Below are 19,614 nucleotides of genomic sequence, written 5' to 3'. Positions count from 1 at the left end.
CATCCGCACCCTGGAAAGGTCCCATCCGGAGACATGGATACGCAGCACCGAACTCCCACCCCTTGCACCTGCAATTGCCCCCTCGCAAGCGTATGCGAATCGTAACAGCACGTCACCACGGGGTTTCGGCCAGAGGTGAAACGCCTCGCCCCGACCCGCCGCCGGACGAAAGGCTGTGCGTCGTCGGGTGCGATTCCGGAGCCACCGGAAGAGCGAGTGAAGGCCGTGGGGGGTTTTGCTCGTTCGGCGGCGGTTGGCAATGGTGCGGCTCCGCACTCGATGGGGGTAAGCCGGGTGCGGCCCGTGGATGGGGATCCACGGGCCGCACCCTGGTTCGTTCGGCCGGGGTGCGTTCAACTGGATTTCTTTGCGCATTAAACGAAGCAATGGACGCCGGTCACTCTGATTATCCGGGACATGACAACGTTGGCCGGAGCGGCCGCACGACAAGGCGGCGGCACCCCCGCACAGGGTGCCGCCGCCTCCGGAATTCCGCGTCACCGCCGGTTCGGTGAGGGTTCGTGGACCGGCCGCGCGCGGAATCGGTCGGTGCCGCGTCAGCGGCTGTCGCTGCCCCTCGGTCCGGCAGCCGCCCGCCCTGCCTCCAGGCGCGCCACCGGAATACGGAACGGCGAGCAGGAGACGTAGTCGAGACCGGCCTCGTGGAAGAAGTGCACCGACTCGGGGTCGCCACCGTGCTCCCCGCAGATGCCGAGCTTCAGGTCCGGGCGGGTGGCCCGGCCGGCCGCGACGGCGTTCTTGACCAGCGAACCCACGCCGTCCTTGTCGATCGTCTCGAACGGCGACACCCCGAAGATGCCCTTCTCCAGGTACGCGGTGAAGAACGAGGCCTCCACGTCGTCGCGGGAGAAGCCCCAGACCGTCTGGGTCAGGTCGTTGGTGCCGAAGGAGAAGAACTCGGCCGCCTCCGCGATCTGCGCCGCCGTCAGCGCGGCGCGCGGCAGCTCGATCATCGTGCCGATCTTCAGCTTGAGGTCCGTGCCGGTGGCGGCCTGCACCTCGGCGATGACCCGGTCCGCCTCCTCGCGGACGATCTCCAGCTCCTGGACCGTGCCCACGAGCGGGATCATGATCTCGGCGCGCGGGTCGCCCTTGGCGTTCTTGCGCTCGGCGGCGGCCTCGGCGATGGCCCGCACCTGCATGGCGAACAGGCCGGGGATCACGAGGCCGAGGCGGACACCGCGCAGCCCGAGCATCGGGTTCTGCTCATGCAGCTTGTGCACGGCCTGCAGGAGGCGCAGGTCGTTCTCGTTGGCGTCCTTGCGGGCCTCGGCGAGCGCCACCCGCACCGAGAGCTCGGTGATGTCGGGCAGGAACTCGTGCAGCGGCGGGTCCAGCAGCCGTACGGTGACCGGCAGCCCGTCCATCGCCTCGAACAGCTCGATGAAGTCCGCCTTCTGGAGCGGGAGCAGCTGCTCCAGGGCCGTCTCGCGCTCCTGGTCGGTGTCGGCCAGGATCAGCTTCTCGACCATCTCGCGGCGCTCACCGAGGAACATGTGCTCGGTGCGGCACAGCCCGATGCCCTGGGCGCCGAAGCGGCGGGCGCGCAGGGCGTCCTCCGCGCTGTCCGCGTTGGCCCGCACCCGCAGCCGGCGCACCCGGTCCGCGTACGCCATGATCCGGTGCACGGCGGCGACCAGTTCGTCGGCGTCGTCGGCGCCCGCGTGCATCCGGCCCTCGAAGTACTCGACGACCGGGGACGGCACGACGGGGACCTCACCGAGGTACACCTTGCCGGTGGAGCCGTCGACGGAGACGAGGTCGCCCTCCTCCACCACGATGTCGCCGACCGTCAGGCGCCGGCGCTTGGTGTCGACCTCGATCTCCTCGGCGCCGCAGACACAGGTCTTGCCCATGCCCCGGGCGACGACGGCGGCGTGCGAGGTCTTGCCGCCGCGCGAGGTCAGGATGCCCTCGGCGGCGATCATGCCGTCCAGGTCGTCCGGGTTGGTCTCGCGGCGGATCAGGATGACCTTCTCGCCGGACCGGGACCACTTGACGGCGGTGTACGAGTCGAAGACCGCCTTGCCCACCGCGGCGCCGGGCGAGGCGGCGATGCCCCGGCCGAGCCGCTGGGTCTTCGCCGCGTCGTCGAAGCGGGGGAACATCAGCTGGGCGAGCTGGGCGCCGTTGACCCGCTGCAGGGCCTCGGCCTCGTCGATCAGGCCCTGGTCCACGAGCTGGGTGGCGATGCGGAAGGCGGCACCGGCGGTGCGCTTGCCGACCCGGGTCTGGAGCATCCACAGATGGCCGCGCTCGATGGTGAACTCGATGTCGCAGAGATCCTTGTAGTGGGTCTCCAGCGTCTCCATGATCTTCAGCAGCTGGTCGTACGAGTTCTTGTCGATCGCCTCCAGGTCGGCGAGCGGCACGGTGTTGCGGATGCCCGCGACGACGTCCTCGCCCTGCGCGTTCTGGAGGTAGTCGCCGTACACGCCCTGGTGGCCGCTGGCCGGGTCACGGGTGAAGGCAACGCCCGTACCGGAGTCGGGGCCGAGGTTGCCGAAGACCATCGAGCAGACGTTGACGGCGGTGCCGAGGTCGCCGGGGATGCGCTCCTGGCGGCGGTAGAGCTTGGCCCGGTCGGTGTTCCACGACTCGAAGACCGCCTTTATGGCCAGGTCCATCTGCTCGCGCGCGTCCTGCGGGAAGTCGCGGCCCGCGTCGCGCGTGACGATCTTCTTGAACTGCTTGACCAGCTTCTTCAGGTCGGCCGCGTCGAGGTCGACGTCGACGGTGACGCCCTTGGCCTCCTTCGCCGCCTCCAGCGCCTCCTCGAACAGGTCGCCGTCGACGCCGAGCACGGTCTTGCCGAACATCTGGATGAGCCGGCGGTAGGAGTCCCACGCGAACCGCTCGTCACCGGCCTGGGTGGCGAGACCCACGACGGAGGCGTCGGAGAGCCCGATGTTGAGGACGGTGTCCATCATCCCGGGCATCGAGAACTTGGCGCCGGAGCGGACGGAGACCAGCAGCGGGTCGTCGGCCTGGCCGAGCTTCTTGCCCATCCGCTTCTCCAGGGCGTCGAGGTGCGCACTCACCTCGTCGCGGAGGGCGGCCGGCTCCTCACCGCTGTCGAGGTAGACCTTGCACGCCTCGGTGGTGATGGTGAACCCGGGAGGAACGGGGAGACCGAGGTTGGTCATCTCGGCGAGGTTGGCCCCCTTCCCGCCCAGCAGGTCCTTCAGATCCTTGTTGCCCTCGGTGAAGTCGTAGACGAACTTCTGCACATCATTGTTTTCCGACACGGGTCTCGACTCCTCGAGGACGCGGTGGCTGCCCTGACGGCGAGGAACATACCCAGATCGAAGGTGCGTGGGTACGTCCACTTGCGCGTCGTACGGCCGTAACCACCCGTCCGCCAGCAGATCGAAAGTCGGCCGTCCGAGGGACACCGGAAAGCGTGCGTTCAGGACTCGTACACAGGATGACGCTGCGCACAACGGAACCCGCTGTTCAGTGGCTGAAAGTAATCGTTGCGTCGATCGATCAAAGTACGGACACCTGGCACCCAGTGCCATCCTTTGAGAAATGCAGCCCCGGATTTCACGCTCATGTGAGCAGGCAGGCTCTCAAGGTGGCGAGAATCACTCCACGGGGGCCGCTCAGATGTCACCATCCGGACACCCATTTGGTAACCCTGGGCGCCCTGCCCTTTACCTGAAGTGATGAGCGGTGGTCGTACTCGTGCGTAAAGCATCGATTCGAGACTTCGGGGCCTGTTTCGCGGCCCATTCGGCGCTCAGATGAGCATGGGGTACGGGTGGGCACCGAGTGCCCACCCGTACGGGGAGCGTCCTCAGCCCCCGGAGGTGTCCAGCTCCGCGTCGGCGCTCACGCCCGCGCAGTCGTACGGGTCCTTCAGCCAGCCGTCCGGCAGGGCCACCCGGTTGTTGCCCGAGGTGCGCCCGCGCGGTCCGTCGGCGCCGTCCGGCCACGGCTGGTCGAGGTCCAGCTCCTGGAGCTGGGAGCCCAGCTCCTCCAGCGACGAGGTGATCGCCAGCTTCTTGCGCATCTCGGAGCCGACCGCGAAGCCCTTGAGGTACCAGGCCACGTGCTTGCGGAAGTCGATCACGCCCCGGGCCTCGTCGCCGATCCACTCCCCCAGCAGCGTCGCGTGGCGCAGCATCACATCGGCGACGGTGCGCAGCGTGGGCGCCTGCCGCGTCTGCGTGCCCTCGAAGGCGCCGACCAGGTCGCCGAAGAGCCAGGGGCGGCCCAGGCAGCCGCGCCCCACGACCACGCCGTCGCAGCCGGTCTCGCGCATCATGCGCAGGGCGTCGTCCGCGCACCAGATGTCGCCGTTGCCGAGCACCGGGATCTCCGGGACGTGCTCCTTGAGGCGGGCGATGGCGTCCCAGTCGGCGGTGCCGCCGTAGTGCTGCGCGGTCGTCCTGCCGTGCAGGGCGACCGCCGTGACGCCCTCCTCGACGGCGATCCGGCCGGCGTCGAGGAAGGTGAGGTGGTCGTCGTCGATGCCCTTGCGCATCTTGATGGTGACGGGCAGGTCCCCGGCGCGGGAGACGGCCTCGTGCAGGATCGCGCGCAGCAACGGCCGCTTGTACGGGAGGGCCGAGCCGCCGCCCTTGCGGGTCACCTTGGGGACCGGGCAGCCGAAGTTGAGGTCGATGTGGTCGGCGAGGTTCTCGTCGACGATCATGCTGACGGCCTTGCCGACCGTGTCCGGGTCCACTCCGTACAGCTGGATCGAGCGCGGGGTCTCGGTCGCGTCGAAGTGGATGAGCTGCATGGTCTTCTCGTTGCGCTCGACCAGGGCCCTCGTCGTGATCATCTCGCTGACGAACAGGCCCTTGCCGCCCGAGAACTCACGGCACAGCGTGCGGAAGGGGGCGTTGGTGATGCCGGCCATGGGCGCGAGGACCACCGGCGGCTGCACGGTGTGCGGGCCGATGCGGAGCAGCGGGGGCGAGGGGGCGAGCGTGGTCATGGCCCCATTGTCCCGTACCCCGGCGACTGCTCCCGAGGCGGCCGCGGCCCGCCGGGGCGGGGGAATGAAGGGGCGTCGCCGGACCCCCGCCGTAGCGTGGGGTTTCCGGCGACGGGCCGGCCCACGAAGGAGACGAAGCTCATGACGACGCCCCTGTCCCGCTTAACCCCCGGCTCCCCCAGCCGTCGCGGACTGCTCGCGCTCGGCGGCGCCGGCGCCGTGGGGGCGCTGCTCGCCGGTGCGGGAACCGCCCGTGCGGCGGACGCGGCCGCGACGGCCCGGCTGCGCGAGCTGGAGCGGCTGCACGGGGCCCGCGTCGGCGCGTTCGCGTACAACGTGGCCACCGGGGCCTCGGTGCGGCACCGGGCCGGCGAGCGCTTCCCGATGCTGTCCACCTTCAAGACGCTCGCCGCGGCGGCCGTCCTGCGGGATCTGGACCGGGACGGCGAGGTGCTGGAGAAGGTGGTCCACTACACGAAGGCGGACTGCGTCTCCGATTCCCCGGTCACCGACACCCCGGAGCACCTCGCGAGCGGGCTGAGCGTCGCCCGCCTCTGCGACGCCGCGATCGGCGACAGCGACAACACCGCGGCCAACCTGCTGCTGCGCGAGCTGGGCGGCCCGACGGCCGTCACCCGCTTCGCGCGCTCCCTGGGCGACCGGGTGACCCGGCTGGACCGCTGGGAGCCCCTGCTGAACTCCGCCGAGCCCGGCCGGGTCACGGACACCACGACCCCGTCCGCGCTCGCCCGCGACTACGCCCGGCTCGTCCTGGGGAACGCGCTGGAGCCCCGGGACCGCGAGCGGCTGACGTACTGGCTGCTCAACTGCCGGACGAGCGGGACGCGGTTCCGGGCCGGGCTGCCGCCGGAGTGGACGGTCGCCGACAAGACGGGTGGCGGCTCGTACGCCTCGTGCAACGACGTGGGCGTCGCGTGGACGCCCGAGGGCGTGCCGGTGGTGCTGGCGGTGCTGACGACGAAGCCCGCGGGCGCCTCCGACGCGGCGGGCGACCACCCGCTGGTCCGGGACGCGGCGAAGGCACTGGCAGCGGCGGTCGTTAGTTAGTCGTACTATCGATGGATGCCTGAGCTCAGCCACCGGCGACGGATGCTGGTGCTGGCGATCTGCTGCATGAGCCTGCTGATCGTCAGCCTCGACACCACCGCCCTGAATGTCGCCCTGCCCGCCATGCGCCGGGAGCTGGACGCGAGCGTCGCGGGGATGCAGTGGACGATCGACGCGTACACGCTCGTCCTCGCCTCCCTGCTGATGCTCGCGGGCTCCACCGCCGACCGGATCGGCCGGCGCAAGGTCTTCATGGCCGGGCTCGTCCTGTTCACCCTGGGTTCGGCGCTCTGCTCGCTGGCGCCGAACCTGGAGGCGCTCATCACCTTCCGGATGGTGCAGGCGGTGGGCGGCTCGATGCTCAACCCCGTCGCGATGTCGATCATCACCAACACGTTCACCGATCCCCGTGAACGGGCCCGTGCGATCGGGGTCTGGGGCGGGGTCGTCGGCATCTCGATGGCGGCGGGCCCGGTGGTCGGCGGCGGGCTGGTCGACTCGGTCGGCTGGCGGTCGATCTTCTGGGTCAACCTCCCGGTCGGCATCGCCGCCCTTCTGCTGACCTGGCGTTACGTCCCCGAGTCGCGCGCCCAGCGGGCCCGCCGCCCGGACCCGCTGGGCCAGTTCCTGGTGATCACCCTGCTGGGTTCGCTGACGTACGCCATCATCGAGGCCCCGCAGAAGGGGTGGGCCTCCGGCGAGATCCTGCTCTTCGCCGGGCTCGCGGCGGCGGCCCTGGTGGGCCTGCTGGTGTACGAGCCGCGGCGCACGGACCCGCTGATCGATCTGCGGTTCTTCCACAGCGTGCCGTTCAGCGGGGCCACCGTGATCGCGGTCAGCGCGTTCGCCGCGCTCGGCGGCTTCCTCTTCCTGAACACGCTCTACCTCCAGGACGTCCGGGGGCTGAGCGCGCTGGACGCCGGTCTGTACACGTTGCCGATGGCGGCCGTGGTCTGCGTACTCTCACCGCTGTCCGGGCGGCTGGTGGCCAGTCGCGGGCCGCGCGTCCCGCTGCTGCTCGCGGGCGGCGCGATGGCGCTGAGCGGGCTGATGCTGGCGGCGTTCGACGCGGAGACCGGGACGGTCTCGATGTTCGCCGCGTATGTGCTGTTCGGCCTGGGCTTCGGCTCGGTGAACGCGCCCATCACCAACACCGCGGTCTCCGGCATGCCGCGTTCCCAGGCGGGCGTGGCGGCGGCGGTCGCCTCCACCAGCCGCCAGATCGGGCAGACCCTCGGCGTCGCCGTGATCGGCGCGGTCCTGGCGGCGGGCATGAGCGGGTCCGCCGGAGCGCCGGAGGGCTTCGTGGAGGCGAGCAGGCCCGGCTGGTGGATCGTGACGGGCTGCGGCCTCGCGGTCCTGCTGGTCGGGGCGCTGAGCAGCGGCCGCTGGGCGCGGGGCACGGCCCGCCGGACGGCGGAGCGGCTGGCGGAGCCGGTGGCCGAGGGGCCGGCCGCTCACTCATCGGCGGCGCGGACGGGGGCCTGAGCCCAGCCCATCGCGAGGATGGGGCCTGAGCCGGCCCCTCGCGGGGGCGGGGGTCCGGGCCCGCCCGCCGCTCAGGCCTCCGCGGCCTCCGCCTCGCGGACCAGTTCCTGGAGCCGCTCCAGCCGCTCGCGGGTCTCGTCGTCGCGGGGCGCGTAGCTGACCAGGCGCGGTCCGGCCGAGGGGCCGAGCCAGAGGTCGGTGGTCTCCACCCGGAGCAGGCCCACCCAGGCGTTGCGGAAGATCTTGGACCGGCTGCCGGTCCCGACGACCTCGTGCCGGGCCCAGTTCTCGCGGAACTCCGGCGAGGCCGCCTCCAGACGCCCCAGCAGCTCCTTCCAGGCGGGCTCGGCAAGGTGTTCCGCCATCGCCGCGCGGAACTTGGCCGTGATGAAGCGGGTCACCTCGGCGGTGTCCATGACCGAGGACCGCCACTGCTCGTTCGTGTAGGCGAGCAGCATGACGTTGCGGTCCTCGGGCGCCACCGTCTCCAGGTCGCAGAGCAGCCGCCCGTACGTGCGGTTGTGGGCGAGGATGTCGTACCGGCTGTTCTGGACGCAGGCGGGGATCGGCTCCAGCTGCCGCAGCATGGTGCGCAGCGCCGGGGTGACGTGCGGGCACTTGGTGCCGGGCGCGGGGTCGATGGCTCCGGCCAGCGAGAAGAGGTGGCTGCGCTCGCTGCGGTCCAGGAGCAGGGCGCGGGCGAGCGCGTCGAGGACCTGGGGCGAGACCTGGATGTCCCGGGCCTGTTCGAGCCAGGTGTACCAGGTGACGCCGACGGCGGAGAGCTGGGCGACCTCCTCGCGGCGCAGCCCGGGGGTGCGCCGGCGGTGGCCCCGGACGAGGCCGACCCGCTCGGGGGTGATCCGTTCGCGGCGGCTGCGCAGGAAGTTCGCGAGTTCGTGCCGCCTGACGTCGGGCTCGCGCCCCCCGTGAACGGCCGTCTGCACCTCGGGCGTCGCCATCGTCGTCATTCCTCCAGGGTGCGGGCCGGGCGGGGGCAGCGGACGAGCTGTGCCTGGTGGTTCTTGTACCAGGATAAAGACACTCTGGTACCAGGCTGCGGTCCGGGCGAGAGTCGGTGGCGTGAGTGAATCCTCTGTACGCACGACAACGGCACGCGCCACGGCCTCCCCGGTGGTGCGGCACGACCATCCCGGCCCGGTGCTCGGCAGGCTGGGCCTGTTCACCGTGCTGCTGGGCGCGGCCCTTCCTCTGATCGACTTCTTCATCGTCAACGTGGCCCTGCCCACCATCGACCACGACCTCGCTGCGGGCCCCGCCCTGCTGGAACTGGTCGTCGCGGGCTATGGCCTCGCGTACGCCGTGCTGCTCGTCCTCGGCGGGCGGCTCGGCGACATGGCCGGCCGGCGCCGGCTCTTCCTGACGGGCATGGCGGCCTTCGGGCTCACCTCGCTGGCCTGCGGGCTCGCCCCGAACGCCTGGTCCCTGGTCGGGGCGCGGGTGGCGCAGGGCGCCTCGGCCGCCCTGATGCTGCCGCAGGTGCTCGCCACCATCCAGGCCGCCACCTCCGGGCACCGCAGGGCGCGGGCGATGAGCCTGTACGGGGCGACGGCCGGGCTCTCCATGGTCGCGGGCCAGATCCTGGGCGGGGCGCTGGTCGCCGCCGCCCCGCTGTCCTCGGTGTTCGGCGAGAGCGCGGGCTGGCGCTCGGTGTTCCTGGTCAACGTGCCCGTCGCGGCCGTCGGCCTGGTCCTGGCGGCGCGCGCGGTGCCGGAGACGCGTGCGGACCGGCCCGCGCCCGTCGACGTACCGGGCACGCTGCTGCTCGCCGTCTCGCTTCTGACGCTGCTGGCCCCGCTCACGGAGGGGCGGGCGGCGGGCTGGCCGCTGTGGACCTGGGTGTCGCTGGCGCTGTTCCCGGTGGCGGCGGCCGCGTTCTACCGGGTGGAGCGGCGGGCGGACCGGCGCGGACCGACCCCTCTGGTGCCGCCGAGTCTGCTGCGCCTGGAATCACTGCGGCGCGGTCTGGCGCTGGTGATGCCGTTCTCGGTGGGCTTCGGCGGTTTCATGTTCGTCATCGCGGTGGCGCTCCAGCAGGGCCTGGAGCTGGGCCCCGCGCAGTCCGGCCTGTCGATGGCCCCGATGGCGGTGGCCTTCTTCGCCGCGTCGCTGGCCGGGCCCCGGCTGGTACGGCGGTACGGCAGCCGGGTTGTCACGGCCGGCGGGCTGATCCAGGCGGCCGGTGTGGCGGTGCTCGCGCTGACGGTGTGGCGCGGCTGGCCGGACCTGGGGATGGCGGGCCTGATGCCCGGTATGGCCGTCGCCGGTTTCGGCCAGGGCCTCCAGCTGCCGGTCATCTTCCGCATCATCCTGTCGGACGTGCCGCCGGAGCGGGCCGGGGTGGGCGGCGGGGTGATGACGACGACCCAGCAGGCGACGCTCACCCTGGGCGTGGCGACGCTCGGCTCGCTGTTCCTGGCGCTGGTGCCCGGTTCGGGGATGCGGGACGCCCTGGTGGTGACCCTGCTGGTGCAGCTGGCGGCCATCGCCCTGACGACGGCGCTGAGCCTGCGGCTGCCGCGCACGGTGAGCTGAGGCGGCGCGGGGGCCCGGACGGGGGCGAACGTGGGCGGGGGCGCCACAGGCGCCCCCGCGTACGTCAGCTCTGCGCCGGGGCCTCCGGGGCCTCCGGCTCCGCGGCCTGCGCGTCCGCGTCCTCGGCGTCCGGCTGCGCGGGCGCCCCGGCCCGCTCCCGCATCTTGCGGAGCAGCTCCTGCTTCTGGTCGGCGGCCGTCCTGCGGTCGGCCTCTCCGGCGGGGCCGGCCCCCTGCGCCCCGGCGCGGGACAGCTTCTTGCGCTGTCCGCCGACGCCGAGGAGGTTGTTGCGGCTCTTGGCCATGGGGTTCTCCCAATGTGTGGTCTCGGTGAGGTCTCTCGCGACCTCGGATCGATCCGGGGGGCGGCGGGTGGTCGGGCCCGCCGCGCTCTCACTCGTAGATCTGGAAGAACGAATACATGGGCAGGACGGTACCCACACCCGGGCGCCGGCTCACCCGGTTTTCCGCGCCCCGTCCCCCGTACGCACGAGGCCCCCGGCATCCGCGCGGCATGCGCGGAAGCGGGGGCTTCGTGCGGTGGGTGCGGCCGTCAGCAGCCGATCAGGCGGGTGGCGAGGTAGCCCTGGATCTGGTCCAGGGAGACGCGCTCCTGCTTCATCGTGTCGCGCTCGCGGACGGTGACCGCGTTGTCGTCGAGGGTGTCGAAGTCGACGGTGACGCAGAACGGCGTGCCGATCTCGTCCTGGCGGCGGTAGCGGCGGCCGATGGCGCCCGCGTCGTCGAACTCGATGTTCCAGTTCTGCCGCAGGTCGGTGGCGAGGCCCTTGGCCTTCGGCGAGAGCTGCGGGTTGCGGGACAGCGGGAGGACCGCGACCTTGACCGGCGCCAGGCGCGGGTCGAGACGCATCACGGCGCGCTTCTCCATGACGCCCTTGGCGTTCGGCGCCTCGTCCTCGTTGTAGGCGTCGAGGAGGAAGGCCAGCATCGCGCGGCCGACACCGGCCGCGGGCTCGATGACGTACGGGGTGTAGCGCTCGCTCTTCTCCTGGTCGAAGAAGGACAGGTCCGTGCCCGAGGCCTTGGAGTGGGCCGTGAGGTCGTAGTCGGTGCGGTTGGCGACGCCCTCCAGCTCGCCCCACTCGCTGCCGCCGAAGCGGAAGCGGTACTCGATGTCAGCGGTGCGCTTCGAGTAGTGGGAGAGCTTCTCCTGCGGGTGCTCGAACCACCGCATGTTCTCCTCGCGCATGCCGAGACCGGTGTACCAGTTCCAGCGCTGCTCCATCCAGTACTCCTGCCACTGCTCGTCCTCGCCCGGCTTGACGAAGAACTCCATCTCCATCTGCTCGAACTCGCGCGTGCGGAAGATGAAGTTGCCCGGAGTGATCTCGTTGCGGAAGGACTTGCCCATCTGAGCGATGCCGAACGGGGGCTTCTTGCGCGAGGTGGTCTGCACCTGGCCGAAGTTGGTGAAGATGCCCTGGGCGGTCTCGGGGCGCAGGTAGGCGACCGAACCGGAGTCCTGGGTCGGGCCGAGGTGCGTGGAGAGCAGGCCGGAGAACTGCTTGGGCTCGGTGAACGTGCCCTTGTTGCCGCAGTTCGGGCAGTTGAGGTCGGCCAGGCCGTTGGCCGGCGCCTTGCCGTGCTTCTCCTCGTACGCCTCCTCCAGGTGGTCCGCGCGGTAGCGCTTGTGGCAGGAGGTGCACTCGGTCAGCGGGTCGGAGAACGTGGCGACGTGGCCGGAGGCCACCCACACCTCGGGGGCCAGGATGACCGACGAGTCGATACCGACCACGTCCTCGCGGGAGGTGACCATGTAGCGCCACCACTGGCGCTTCAGGTTCTCCTTGAGTTCGACGCCCAGCGGCCCGTAGTCCCAGGCGGCCTTCTGACCACCGTAGATCTCGCTGCAGGGGTAGACGAAGCCACGGCGCTTGCTCAGGCTGACGATGGTGTCGATCTTGTCGGCGGCCACGGTGCTCTCTTCATTACGACGGAACGGGCGGGCGAATGGCCCAGATTACCGGCGGCCACTCCCCTTCGATCAAATCGGTATCGGTCCCGGCCGCCAACCCCGCTTGTTGACAATCGTTTCCACTTTTGTTGAAAATGACTGTCATGAACGTACGTCGCCTCATACCCACGGCCGCCATCACCGGCGCGGTCGCCCTCGGCCTCACCGCCCTCACCGCCTGCTCGTCGTCCGACGCCTCCGACCACAAGAGCGGCGACCGGCTGGATGTGGTGGCGTCCTTCTATCCGATGCAGTTCCTGGCCGAGCGCATAGGCGGCGACCACGTCTCGGTCTCCACGCTCACCAAGCCGGGCGTGGAACCCCACGACCTGGAGCTCAGCCCCCGGCAGACCGGCTCCCTCACCGACGCCGACTTCATCCTCTACCTCAAGGGCATCCAGCCCGCCGTCGACGACGCGATCAAGCAGTCCGGCGCCTCCCACACCCTCGACGTCACCACGCTGACCACGCTGGAGGACCACGGCACGGAGGCCGGCGGCGAGGAGCACGGCCACGAGCACGAGGGCGAGGAGGCCGGCGCCGACCCGCACATCTGGCTGGACCCGGTGAAGTACACCGAGGTCGCCAAGGGCGTCGGCAAGTCCCTGGAGAAGACCGACCCGGACCACGCCGCGGACTACCGCAAGAACACCGCCACGCTGGTCAAGGAGCTGGGCGCGCTCGACACCGCGTACCGCGACGGGCTGAAGAACACCACGACGAAGACGTTCATCACCACCCACTCCGCCTTCGGCTACCTGGCCGAGCGCTACGGCCTCACCCAGGAGGGCATCGCCGGCATCGACCCCGAGGCCGAGCCCAGCCCCGCCCGCATCAGCGCCCTGCACTCCATCGCGGAGAAGAAGAAGGTCACCACCGTCTTCTTCGAGACGCTCGCCAGCGACAGGACCGCGAAGACCGTCGCCCGGGACACCGGACTGCGCACCGACGTCCTGGACCCGCTGGAGGGAATCACCAAGAGCTCCAAGGGCGATGACTACATCGAGGTCATGAAGTCCAACCTCGCCGCCCTGCGCACGGCACTCGGCGCGAAGTGAGCGACGACCCCACCGCACCCATCGGCCCGCACCGCGCAGCAGCACCGGAGGCGCTCATGCCCGAGCCCCAGCACCCCGACCGCGAACCCGTGATAGTCGTCCGCGACGCCGTCGCCAGCCTCGGAGCACGTCCCGTGCTGCGCGGTGTCGACCTGACCGTGCACCGCGGCGAGGTCGTCGCCCTGCTCGGCGCCAACGGCTCCGGCAAGTCCACCGCCGTCCGCTCCGTCATCGGCCAGGTGCCGCTGACCGGAGGCACCGTGGAACTCTTCGGCACCCCGCTGCGCCGCTTCCGCGACTGGGCCCGGGTCGGCTACGTACCGCAGCGCACCACGGCGGCCGGCGGGGTGCCCGCCACGATCCGCGAGGTCGTCGCCTCCGGGCGGCTCTCCCGCACCCGGCTGGGCCTCCCTCGCAGGGCCGACCGCGCCGCCGTCGACCGCGCCATCGAGCTCGTCGGCCTCGCCGACCGGGCCAAGGACTCGGTGAACGCCCTCTCCGGCGGCCAGCACCAGCGCGTGCTGATCGCCCGCGCGCTCGCCGCCGAACCCGAACTCCTGATCATGGACGAGCCGATGGCCGGCGTCGACCTGGCCAGCCAGGAGATCCTCGCCGCCACCCTGCGCGAACAGGTCGCCGCCGGCACCACCGTGCTCCTCGTCCTGCACGAGCTGGGCCCGCTGGAGCCCCTGATCGACCGGGCGGTCGTGCTCCGCGACGGCTGCGTCCTGCACGACGGACCGCCCCCGAAGGCCGTCGGACAGCACGCCCTGCCCGGCCACGACCACGTACACCCCCACGCGGCTTCCGAGCCCGTCCGGACGGGACTGCTGAGCTGACCATGGAATTCCTCACCCCTCCCTTCATGCAGCGGGCCCTGCTCGCCGCCGTGCTGGTCGGCGTCATCGCGCCCGCCGTCGGCATCTACCTGGTGCAGCGCCGGCAGGCCCTGATGGGCGACGGGATCGGCCACATCGCGATGACCGGTGTCGGCCTCGGCTTCCTGCTCTCCACCAGCCCGGTCTGGATGGCCACCGCCGTCGCCGTCGCGGGCGCGGTCGTCATGGAGCTGATCCGCTGGTACGGCCGCACCCGCGGCGACATCGCGCTGGCCATGCTCTTCTACGGCGGCATGGCGGGCGGTGTGCTGCTGATCAACCTCTCCGACACCGGCTCGAACGCCAACCTCACCTCGTACCTCTTCGGCTCGCTGTCCACGGTCTCCTCCGAGGACATCACCGCGATCTCGCTGCTCGCCGCGTTCGTGCTGCTGGTGACGGTCGGGCTGCGGCGGCAGCTGTTCGCCGTCAGCCAGGACGAGGAGTTCGCCCGGGTGACCGGTCTGCCGGTGCGCGTGCTGAACCTGCTGGTCGCGGTCACCGCCGCGGTCACCGTCACGGTCGCGATGCGGGTCGTCGGGCTGCTGCTGGTCAGCGCCCTGATGGTGGTCCCGGTCGCCGCCGCGCAGCAGATCACCCGGTCCTTCAAGGTGACGTTCGTGCTCTCCGTCGTCATCGGCGTCGGCGTCACCCTTTCCGGCACCATCACCTCGTACTACCAGGACGTCCCGCCCGGCGCGACGATCGTGCTGCTGGCCATCGGGGTCTTCGTCGCCCTGACCGTGCTCGCCGCCCCCCTCGCCCGCCGCCGGGCCCGGCGCGGCGAGACCGCGGCGGAGCGGTGCACCCTGGAAGTACCGGCGGCCCGCCCGGCTGCGGACGACGTCCACGTCTGACCCCGCGGGAGGAGCGGGCTGGCACAATGGCCCGACAGATGTACGGGCGACACGAGGAGGCTCCTGTGGCGACGGCGCCGATCAGTGGAACGAACGCGGCTCCGGTCCGCGGCCGGTCGACCCGGCAGCGGGCGGCCGTGGCGGCGGCGCTCGACGAGGTGGACGAGTTCCGCAGCGCCCAGGAGCTGCACGACGTCCTCAAGCACCGCGGGGACTCGGTCGGCCTGACGACGGTCTACCGCACCCTGCAGTCCCTCGCCGACGCCGGCGAGGTGGACGTCCTGCGCACCACGGAGGGCGAGTCCGTCTACCGGCGCTGCTCGACCGGCGAGCACCATCACCATCTGGTCTGCCGCATGTGCGGCAAGGCGGTCGAGGTCGAGGGCCCCGTGGTCGAGCAGTGGGCGGAGACCATCGCCACGCAGCACGGCTTCGTCAACGTGGCGCACACGGTCGAGGTCTTCGGCACCTGCGCGGACTGCGCGAGCGGAGAGAAGTAGGCCGGACCGGGGCGGCTCCCGCTCCGGCCGTTCAGACCTTCGTCAGGTTCCGGCCGAAGATCTCGCGCATGCGGTCCACATCGGACCCGTCCCGGGCGCCCCGCTTGGCTATCACGGTCACCCCGGTGGCGTTCCGGTCGTCGCTGAACATCACGAACAGGTCCGTCGTCTCCACGTACCGCGGCTGCGCCCGCCACGTGACGACCGCGCTCGTGCTGTCCGTGTCGACGGCGACGCCGGACTCCTCGACCCGCACCCGGAACTCGCCCTGCCGCCGTACGAACCGGAACAGCTGGCGTGCCGTCAGCCACGGGCCGAGGAACAGCAGCGGGCCGCAGACCAGCAGCGCCGCCAGCAGCGGCACCGGCACATCGCCGCCCTTCGCCACGGACAGCGAGGTGGCCACGACGCCACATCCCGTCGCGGCCACCCCCAGCAGCCGCTGCCGCCGGCCCGAGGCGCTGACCCGGTTGCGGGCGCGGAGCGCCGTCGTGTAGTCCCGCAGCTCGGGGCGGTATCTCAGTTCGACCGCTCCGTGCACGGCACCCTGCTGTTCGTTCATGGCCCCCACCTGGCGTGTGTGAAAGAGCCGTGATCGTACCGGCAGGGGTTCAGGCCCGGGGATCCGTTTTCGCCGCGATCTCCTCGGCGCCGCCGAACCGGCGGTCGCGCTGGGCGAACTCCAGGCAGGCCCGCCACAGGTCCCGGCGGTCGAAGTCGGGCCACAGCACGTCCTGGAAGACCATCTCGGCGTACGCGCTCTGCCAGATCAGGTAGTTCGAGGTGCGCTGCTCGCCGCTGGGGCGCACGAACAGGTCCACGTCCGGCATGTCCGGGTAGTAGATGTACTTCGCGAACGTCTTCTCGTTGACCTTCGAGGGGTCGAGCCGCCCGGCGGCGACGTCCTGCGCGATGCGCTGCGCGGCGTCCGCGATCTCGGCCCGCCCGCCGTAGTTGACGCAGAAGTACAGCGTCATTCTGTCGTTGTCCTTGGTCTGCTCCTGGGCGACCTGGAGCTCCTGGACGACCGACTTCCACAGCTTGGGCATGCGGCCCACCCAGCGGATGCGGATGCCCAGCTCGTCCATCTCGTCACGGCGGCGGCGGATCACGTCCCGGTTGAAGTTCATCAGGAACTTCACCTCCTCCGGGGACCGCTTCCAGTTCTCCGTCGAGAAGGCGTACAGCGAGAGGTTCTTGACGCCCATCTCGATGCAGCCCTTGAGCACGTCCATGACGACGCCCTCGCCGACCTTGTGCCCTTCGGTGCGCGGCAGGCCCCGCTCCTTGGCCCAGCGGCCGTTGCCGTCCATCACGATGGCGACGTGCTTGGGCACGAGCTCCCCGGGGATCTTCGGAGGCACGGCACCGGACGGGTGCGGCTCCGGGGTCTTGTGGTCGCGCCGGTTACGGCCGCCGAGCATCCCGCGTACTGCCATGAGCTTCTCAGTCTCCCTGTGTCACTTCTCTACGTACCGCAGTGAACGCAGCCCGCGCTCCAGATGCCAGTGCAGATAGGCGGACACCAGCCCGCTCCCCTCCCTGACATGACGCGCCTCGCACGCGTCCGCCGTCTCCCAGTCGCCGCTGAGCAGGGCGCTCAGCAGGGCCACGGCCTCAGCCGAGGGTACGACGCTGCCGGGCACCCGGCAGTCGCCGCATACGACGCCGCCCGCCGCCACGGAGAAGAAACGGTTCGGTCCGGGCAGTCCGCAGCGCGCGCAGTCGTCGAAGCTGGGGGCGTAGCCGTTGACGGCCAGGGACCTCAGCAGGAAGGCGTCCAGGATCAGATGCGGCTCGTGCTCGCCCCGGGCCAGCGTGCGCAGCCCGCCCACCAGCAGCAGGTACTGCTGGACCGCGGGTTCACCCTCGTGGTCGGTGAAGCGCTCGGCGGTCTCCAGCATCGCGGTGCCGGCGGTGTAGCGCCCGTAGTCCGTGACGATCCCGCCGCCGTACGGGGCGATCGTCTCGCTCTGGGTGCACAGCGGCAGCCCCCGCCCGACCAGTTCGCTGCCGCGCGCGAAGAACTGCACGTCCACGTGGGAGAACGGCTCGAGCCGGGCCCCGAACTTGGACTTGGTGCGGCGCACCCCGCGCGCGACGGCCCGCACCCGGCCGTGGCCCCGGGTCAGTATCGTGATGATCCGGTCGGCCTCGCCCAGTTTCTGCGTGCGCAGCACCACGCCGTCGTCCCGGAACAAGCTCATGCGTCCATTGTCCGGTACGCCACCGACACCCGGGGCCCGCCCCCGGAAAGCCGGTCCGGTCAGCTCCCCCCGGCGGGCACCACGAGCCCCGACTCGTACGCGGCGATCACCAGCTGGGCCCGGTCCCGGGCGCCGAGCTTGCCCATGATCCGGCTGACATGGGTCTTGGCGGTGAGCGGGCTGAGGCCCAGGCTGTCGGCGGTCTCGGTGTTGTTGAGGCCGCGCGCGACCAGGGCGAGGACCTGGCACTCGCGCTCGGAGAGCATGCCCAGAGCGTCGGGTCCCGGCCCGGAGGGGGCGCGCGGGGCGCTGAGGACCCGGGCGATGAGCCGGGCGGTCGGGCCGGGCGAGAGCAGCGAATCGCCCGCGGCGACCGTCCTGATCGCGGCGAGCAGATCGGCGGGCCGGGTGTCCTTGACCAGGAATCCGGAGGCGCCGGCGCGCAGCGCGTCGACGATGTGGTCGTCGGTGTCGTACGTGGTGAGGACCAGCACCTTCACCCCGGCCAGGTCCTCGTCGGCGGCGATGCGGCGGGTCGCCTCGATGCCGTCGAGCTCGGGCATCCGGATGTCCATGACGACGAGGTCGGCGCGTGCCGAGCGGGCGAGCGCGACCGCTTCGAGGCCGGTGGCGGCCTCGCCGACCACCTCCATCTCCGGGTCGGAGCCGACGAGCATCGCGAAGGCCGCCCGGACGAGCGTCTGGTCGTCCGCGAGCAGTACCCGGATCATGAGGTGGTCTCCGCTTCCCGTTCCGGTGCGTGGTCATGCATGTACGTGGGTGGGCCGTCCGGCTGGTTTCCCGGGGACGGGGGCGGGAACGGCAGCAGGGCCGACACCTCGAAGCCGCCGTCGGGGCGGGGGCCCGCCGTGAGGGTGCCGCCGGTGGAGCGTGCGCGTTCCCGCATTCCGACGATCCCGAACCCGGGTGCGGAGCCGTCGTCCACCGGACCGGTGCCGTCGTCGGTCACCGTGACCCGCAGGGCACCGGCGGCGGGCTCGACGACGACGTGGATGCGGACGCCGGCGCCCGCGTGCCGTACCGCGTTCGTCAGGGACTCCTGGACGATCCGGTAGGCGGCGGCCCCGAGGGCCGGGGCGAGGCGGCCCGCCGGGACACCGACGTCGAGGTCGACCCGGGCCCCGGCCGCCTCGGCGGCCCGTACGAGGCCGGGCAGGGCAGCCAGGTCGGGCAGCGGTCCGTCCGGGTCCGCTCCCCCGCTCTCCCGCCCGCTCCCGCGCAGCACCTGGAGGGTGGTCCTCAGCTCGGCCCTGGCCTCCCGGCAGGTCTCGGCGATGTCGTCCAGCGAGGCGGCGACGGCCTGCCGGTCCAGCCGTTCCGGGTCGACGGTCAGGATGTGCGAGGCGACCGAGGTCTGCACCCCGATGAGGGTGATGCTGTGCGCGAGGAGGTCGTGCAGATCGCGGGCGATGCGCAGCCGCTCCTCGGCGACCCGGCGGGCGGCCTCCTCCTCCCGGGTCCGTTCGGCGCGTTCGGCGCGCTCCAGCACCGAGGCGACGTACTGGCGGTAGATGCGCACGTCGACCCCGCAGAACAGCACCGCGACGATCCACCCGGAGATCCGCAGCAGTTCGAGCCCGTCGTGCGCGCTGAGGGCGAGCACCACCGTCACCATCACGGAGGTGACGCCGATGCCGACGACCAGGGTGCGCAGCGGGCGGCCGGTGACGGCCACCGTGTAGAGCACGATCCAGGTCTGCGGCATCGGCGCCGTGTGGAGGTTGTCGGTGCCGTGGTAGAGCGCCAGCAGCGGCACCATGGCGAGCAGGACCGGCACCGGGGCGCGCCGCCGCCAGACGAGCGGCACGACGCTGCCCAGGAGCAGCGCCCAGCCCGCCGCGCCCATCCTCTCGGCGCCCCCGGCGGCCAGCGCGAGGGCCGTGGAGAGCACCGCCGTGGCCACGGCGAGCAGGGCGTCGTTGCGCGCCCGGTGCGGCGCCCGCATCGGATCGCGGTTGACGACGGCCAGGACGCGGTCGCGGCGGCTCGTGGCCGCGGGGGCGGCCGGTGCGGTGACTGGGGACACGTCGCCATCCTC

The 19,614-nt window shown here is 71.5% G+C and carries 17 protein-coding genes; 7 read left to right on the top strand and 10 right to left on the bottom strand.

Translation table 11 applies throughout. The features are described 5' to 3' along the window. Positions 1–557: 557 nt before the first annotated feature. Together ppdK and dusB are read right to left on the bottom strand one after the other, a co-directional pair. Positions 558–3,269 (bottom strand): pyruvate, phosphate dikinase, encoded by a 2,712-nt coding sequence (gene ppdK, locus EAO73_RS18090; RefSeq protein WP_147972581.1) that lies wholly within the window; start codon positions 3,267–3,269, stop codon positions 558–560. Positions 3,270–3,820: 551 nt separating this feature from the next. Further along, complete coding sequence (gene dusB / locus EAO73_RS18085; protein ID WP_147972580.1) at positions 3,821–4,969, bottom strand: tRNA dihydrouridine synthase DusB; 1,149 nt, start codon at positions 4,967–4,969, stop codon at positions 3,821–3,823. A 141-nt stretch (positions 4,970–5,110) separates the two neighbouring features. Between dusB and bla the strand changes: the two genes are divergently transcribed. Further along, on the top strand, positions 5,111–6,037 hold the full coding sequence (bla, locus tag EAO73_RS18080) for a class A beta-lactamase (RefSeq protein WP_147972579.1): 927 nt from the start codon (positions 5,111–5,113) through the stop codon (positions 6,035–6,037). Between the two features lie 15 nt (positions 6,038–6,052). Further along, on the top strand, positions 6,053–7,525 hold the full coding sequence (locus tag EAO73_RS18075; protein ID WP_147972578.1) for an MFS transporter: 1,473 nt from the start codon (positions 6,053–6,055) through the stop codon (positions 7,523–7,525). Between the two features lie 71 nt (positions 7,526–7,596). Here EAO73_RS18075 and EAO73_RS18070 read toward each other — a convergent pair whose 3' ends face one another. Further along, entirely contained in the window at positions 7,597–8,496 is a 900-nt protein-coding gene (locus EAO73_RS18070; protein WP_147972577.1) for a helix-turn-helix transcriptional regulator, read from the bottom strand. 112 nt (positions 8,497–8,608) lie between these two features. On the opposite strand from EAO73_RS18070, the gene EAO73_RS18065 reads away from it, so the two are divergent. After that, positions 8,609–10,081, top strand: a complete 1,473-nt coding sequence (locus EAO73_RS18065; RefSeq protein ID WP_224756357.1) for an MFS transporter — start codon at positions 8,609–8,611, stop codon at positions 10,079–10,081. A 64-nt stretch (positions 10,082–10,145) separates the two neighbouring features. Here EAO73_RS18065 and EAO73_RS18060 read toward each other — a convergent pair whose 3' ends face one another. Beyond that, positions 10,146–10,385 (bottom strand): DUF6243 family protein, encoded by a 240-nt coding sequence (locus tag EAO73_RS18060; protein WP_147972576.1) that lies wholly within the window; start codon positions 10,383–10,385, stop codon positions 10,146–10,148. 248 nt (positions 10,386–10,633) lie between these two features. Beyond that, positions 10,634–12,016: a glycine--tRNA ligase gene (locus EAO73_RS18055; RefSeq protein ID WP_147972575.1), complete on the bottom strand. Its 1,383-nt coding sequence runs from the start codon at positions 12,014–12,016 to the stop codon at positions 10,634–10,636. A gap of 143 nt (positions 12,017–12,159) precedes the next feature. Between EAO73_RS18055 and EAO73_RS18050 the strand changes: the two genes are divergently transcribed. The 4 genes from EAO73_RS18050 to EAO73_RS18035 all read left to right on the top strand — a co-directional run bounded on the left by EAO73_RS18050 (position 12,160) and on the right by EAO73_RS18035 (position 15,348). After that, entirely contained in the window at positions 12,160–13,113 is a 954-nt protein-coding gene (locus EAO73_RS18050) for a metal ABC transporter substrate-binding protein (protein ID WP_147972574.1), read from the top strand. Positions 13,114–13,169: 56 nt separating this feature from the next. Continuing rightward, a complete protein-coding gene (locus EAO73_RS18045; RefSeq protein WP_147973507.1) occupies positions 13,170–13,952 on the top strand; it encodes a metal ABC transporter ATP-binding protein in 783 nt (260 codons plus the stop codon). Positions 13,953–13,954: 2 nt separating this feature from the next. Next, complete coding sequence (locus EAO73_RS18040; RefSeq protein WP_147972573.1) at positions 13,955–14,848, top strand: metal ABC transporter permease; 894 nt, start codon at positions 13,955–13,957, stop codon at positions 14,846–14,848. Between the two features lie 65 nt (positions 14,849–14,913). Further along, positions 14,914–15,348 (top strand): Fur family transcriptional regulator, encoded by a 435-nt coding sequence (locus tag EAO73_RS18035; protein WP_136317712.1) that lies wholly within the window; start codon positions 14,914–14,916, stop codon positions 15,346–15,348. Positions 15,349–15,379: 31 nt separating this feature from the next. Here EAO73_RS18035 and EAO73_RS18030 read toward each other — a convergent pair whose 3' ends face one another. From EAO73_RS18030 to EAO73_RS18010, 5 genes are read right to left on the bottom strand one after another with little or no spacing between them, the layout of a single operon-like run. After that, on the bottom strand, positions 15,380–15,910 hold the full coding sequence (locus EAO73_RS18030; protein ID WP_147972572.1) for a YcxB family protein: 531 nt from the start codon (positions 15,908–15,910) through the stop codon (positions 15,380–15,382). Between the two features lie 49 nt (positions 15,911–15,959). Beyond that, positions 15,960–16,787: an isoprenyl transferase gene (locus EAO73_RS18025; RefSeq protein ID WP_147972571.1), complete on the bottom strand. Its 828-nt coding sequence runs from the start codon at positions 16,785–16,787 to the stop codon at positions 15,960–15,962. Positions 16,788–16,808: 21 nt separating this feature from the next. Beyond that, a complete protein-coding gene (recO, locus tag EAO73_RS18020; RefSeq protein ID WP_147972570.1) occupies positions 16,809–17,555 on the bottom strand; it encodes a DNA repair protein RecO in 747 nt (248 codons plus the stop codon). Between the two features lie 59 nt (positions 17,556–17,614). Then, the gene (locus EAO73_RS18015) at positions 17,615–18,286 is read right to left on the bottom strand and encodes a response regulator (RefSeq protein ID WP_147972569.1); all 672 of its coding nucleotides are present in this window, start codon (positions 18,284–18,286) and stop codon (positions 17,615–17,617) included. Then, positions 18,283–19,521 carry a sensor histidine kinase gene (locus tag EAO73_RS18010; RefSeq protein WP_147973506.1) on the bottom strand — a complete coding sequence of 413 codons (1,239 nt, stop codon included), beginning with the start codon at positions 19,519–19,521 and terminating at the stop codon, positions 18,283–18,285. The genes EAO73_RS18015 and EAO73_RS18010 overlap by 4 nt, the downstream gene beginning before the upstream one ends. Positions 19,522–19,614 lie beyond the last annotated feature (93 nt).

This window comes from Streptomyces sp. col6, assembly GCF_008042035.1.
Lineage (GTDB): Bacteria > Actinomycetota > Actinomycetes > Streptomycetales > Streptomycetaceae > Streptomyces.
Note: the sequence above shows the minus strand (reverse complement) of the source record. Positions and strands in the feature narration are given on the sequence as shown.

What these genes read in the sequence shown, in the direction of transcription:
- EAO73_RS18030 (WP_147972572.1), bottom strand. Translation starts at nt 15,910, where the DNA reads ATGAACGAACAGCAGGGTGCCGTGCACGGAGCGGTCGAACTGAGATAC.
- EAO73_RS18050 (WP_147972574.1), top strand. Translation starts at nt 12,160, where the DNA reads ATGAACGTACGTCGCCTCATACCCACGGCCGCCATCACCGGCGCGGTC.
- EAO73_RS18040 (WP_147972573.1), top strand. Translation starts at nt 13,955, where the DNA reads ATGGAATTCCTCACCCCTCCCTTCATGCAGCGGGCCCTGCTCGCCGCC.
- EAO73_RS18025 (WP_147972571.1), bottom strand. Translation starts at nt 16,787, where the DNA reads ATGGCAGTACGCGGGATGCTCGGCGGCCGTAACCGGCGCGACCACAAG.
- EAO73_RS18010 (WP_147973506.1), bottom strand. Translation starts at nt 19,521, where the DNA reads ATGCGGGCGCCGCACCGGGCGCGCAACGACGCCCTGCTCGCCGTGGCC.
- recO (WP_147972570.1), bottom strand. Translation starts at nt 17,555, where the DNA reads ATGAGCTTGTTCCGGGACGACGGCGTGGTGCTGCGCACGCAGAAACTG.
- EAO73_RS18045 (WP_147973507.1), top strand. Translation starts at nt 13,170, where the DNA reads ATGCCCGAGCCCCAGCACCCCGACCGCGAACCCGTGATAGTCGTCCGC.
- bla (WP_147972579.1), top strand. Translation starts at nt 5,111, where the DNA reads ATGACGACGCCCCTGTCCCGCTTAACCCCCGGCTCCCCCAGCCGTCGC.
- EAO73_RS18075 (WP_147972578.1), top strand. Translation starts at nt 6,053, where the DNA reads ATGCCTGAGCTCAGCCACCGGCGACGGATGCTGGTGCTGGCGATCTGC.
- EAO73_RS18060 (WP_147972576.1), bottom strand. Translation starts at nt 10,385, where the DNA reads ATGGCCAAGAGCCGCAACAACCTCCTCGGCGTCGGCGGACAGCGCAAG.
- EAO73_RS18015 (WP_147972569.1), bottom strand. Translation starts at nt 18,286, where the DNA reads ATGATCCGGGTACTGCTCGCGGACGACCAGACGCTCGTCCGGGCGGCC.
- dusB (WP_147972580.1), bottom strand. Translation starts at nt 4,969, where the DNA reads ATGACCACGCTCGCCCCCTCGCCCCCGCTGCTCCGCATCGGCCCGCAC.
- EAO73_RS18070 (WP_147972577.1), bottom strand. Translation starts at nt 8,496, where the DNA reads ATGACGACGATGGCGACGCCCGAGGTGCAGACGGCCGTTCACGGGGGG.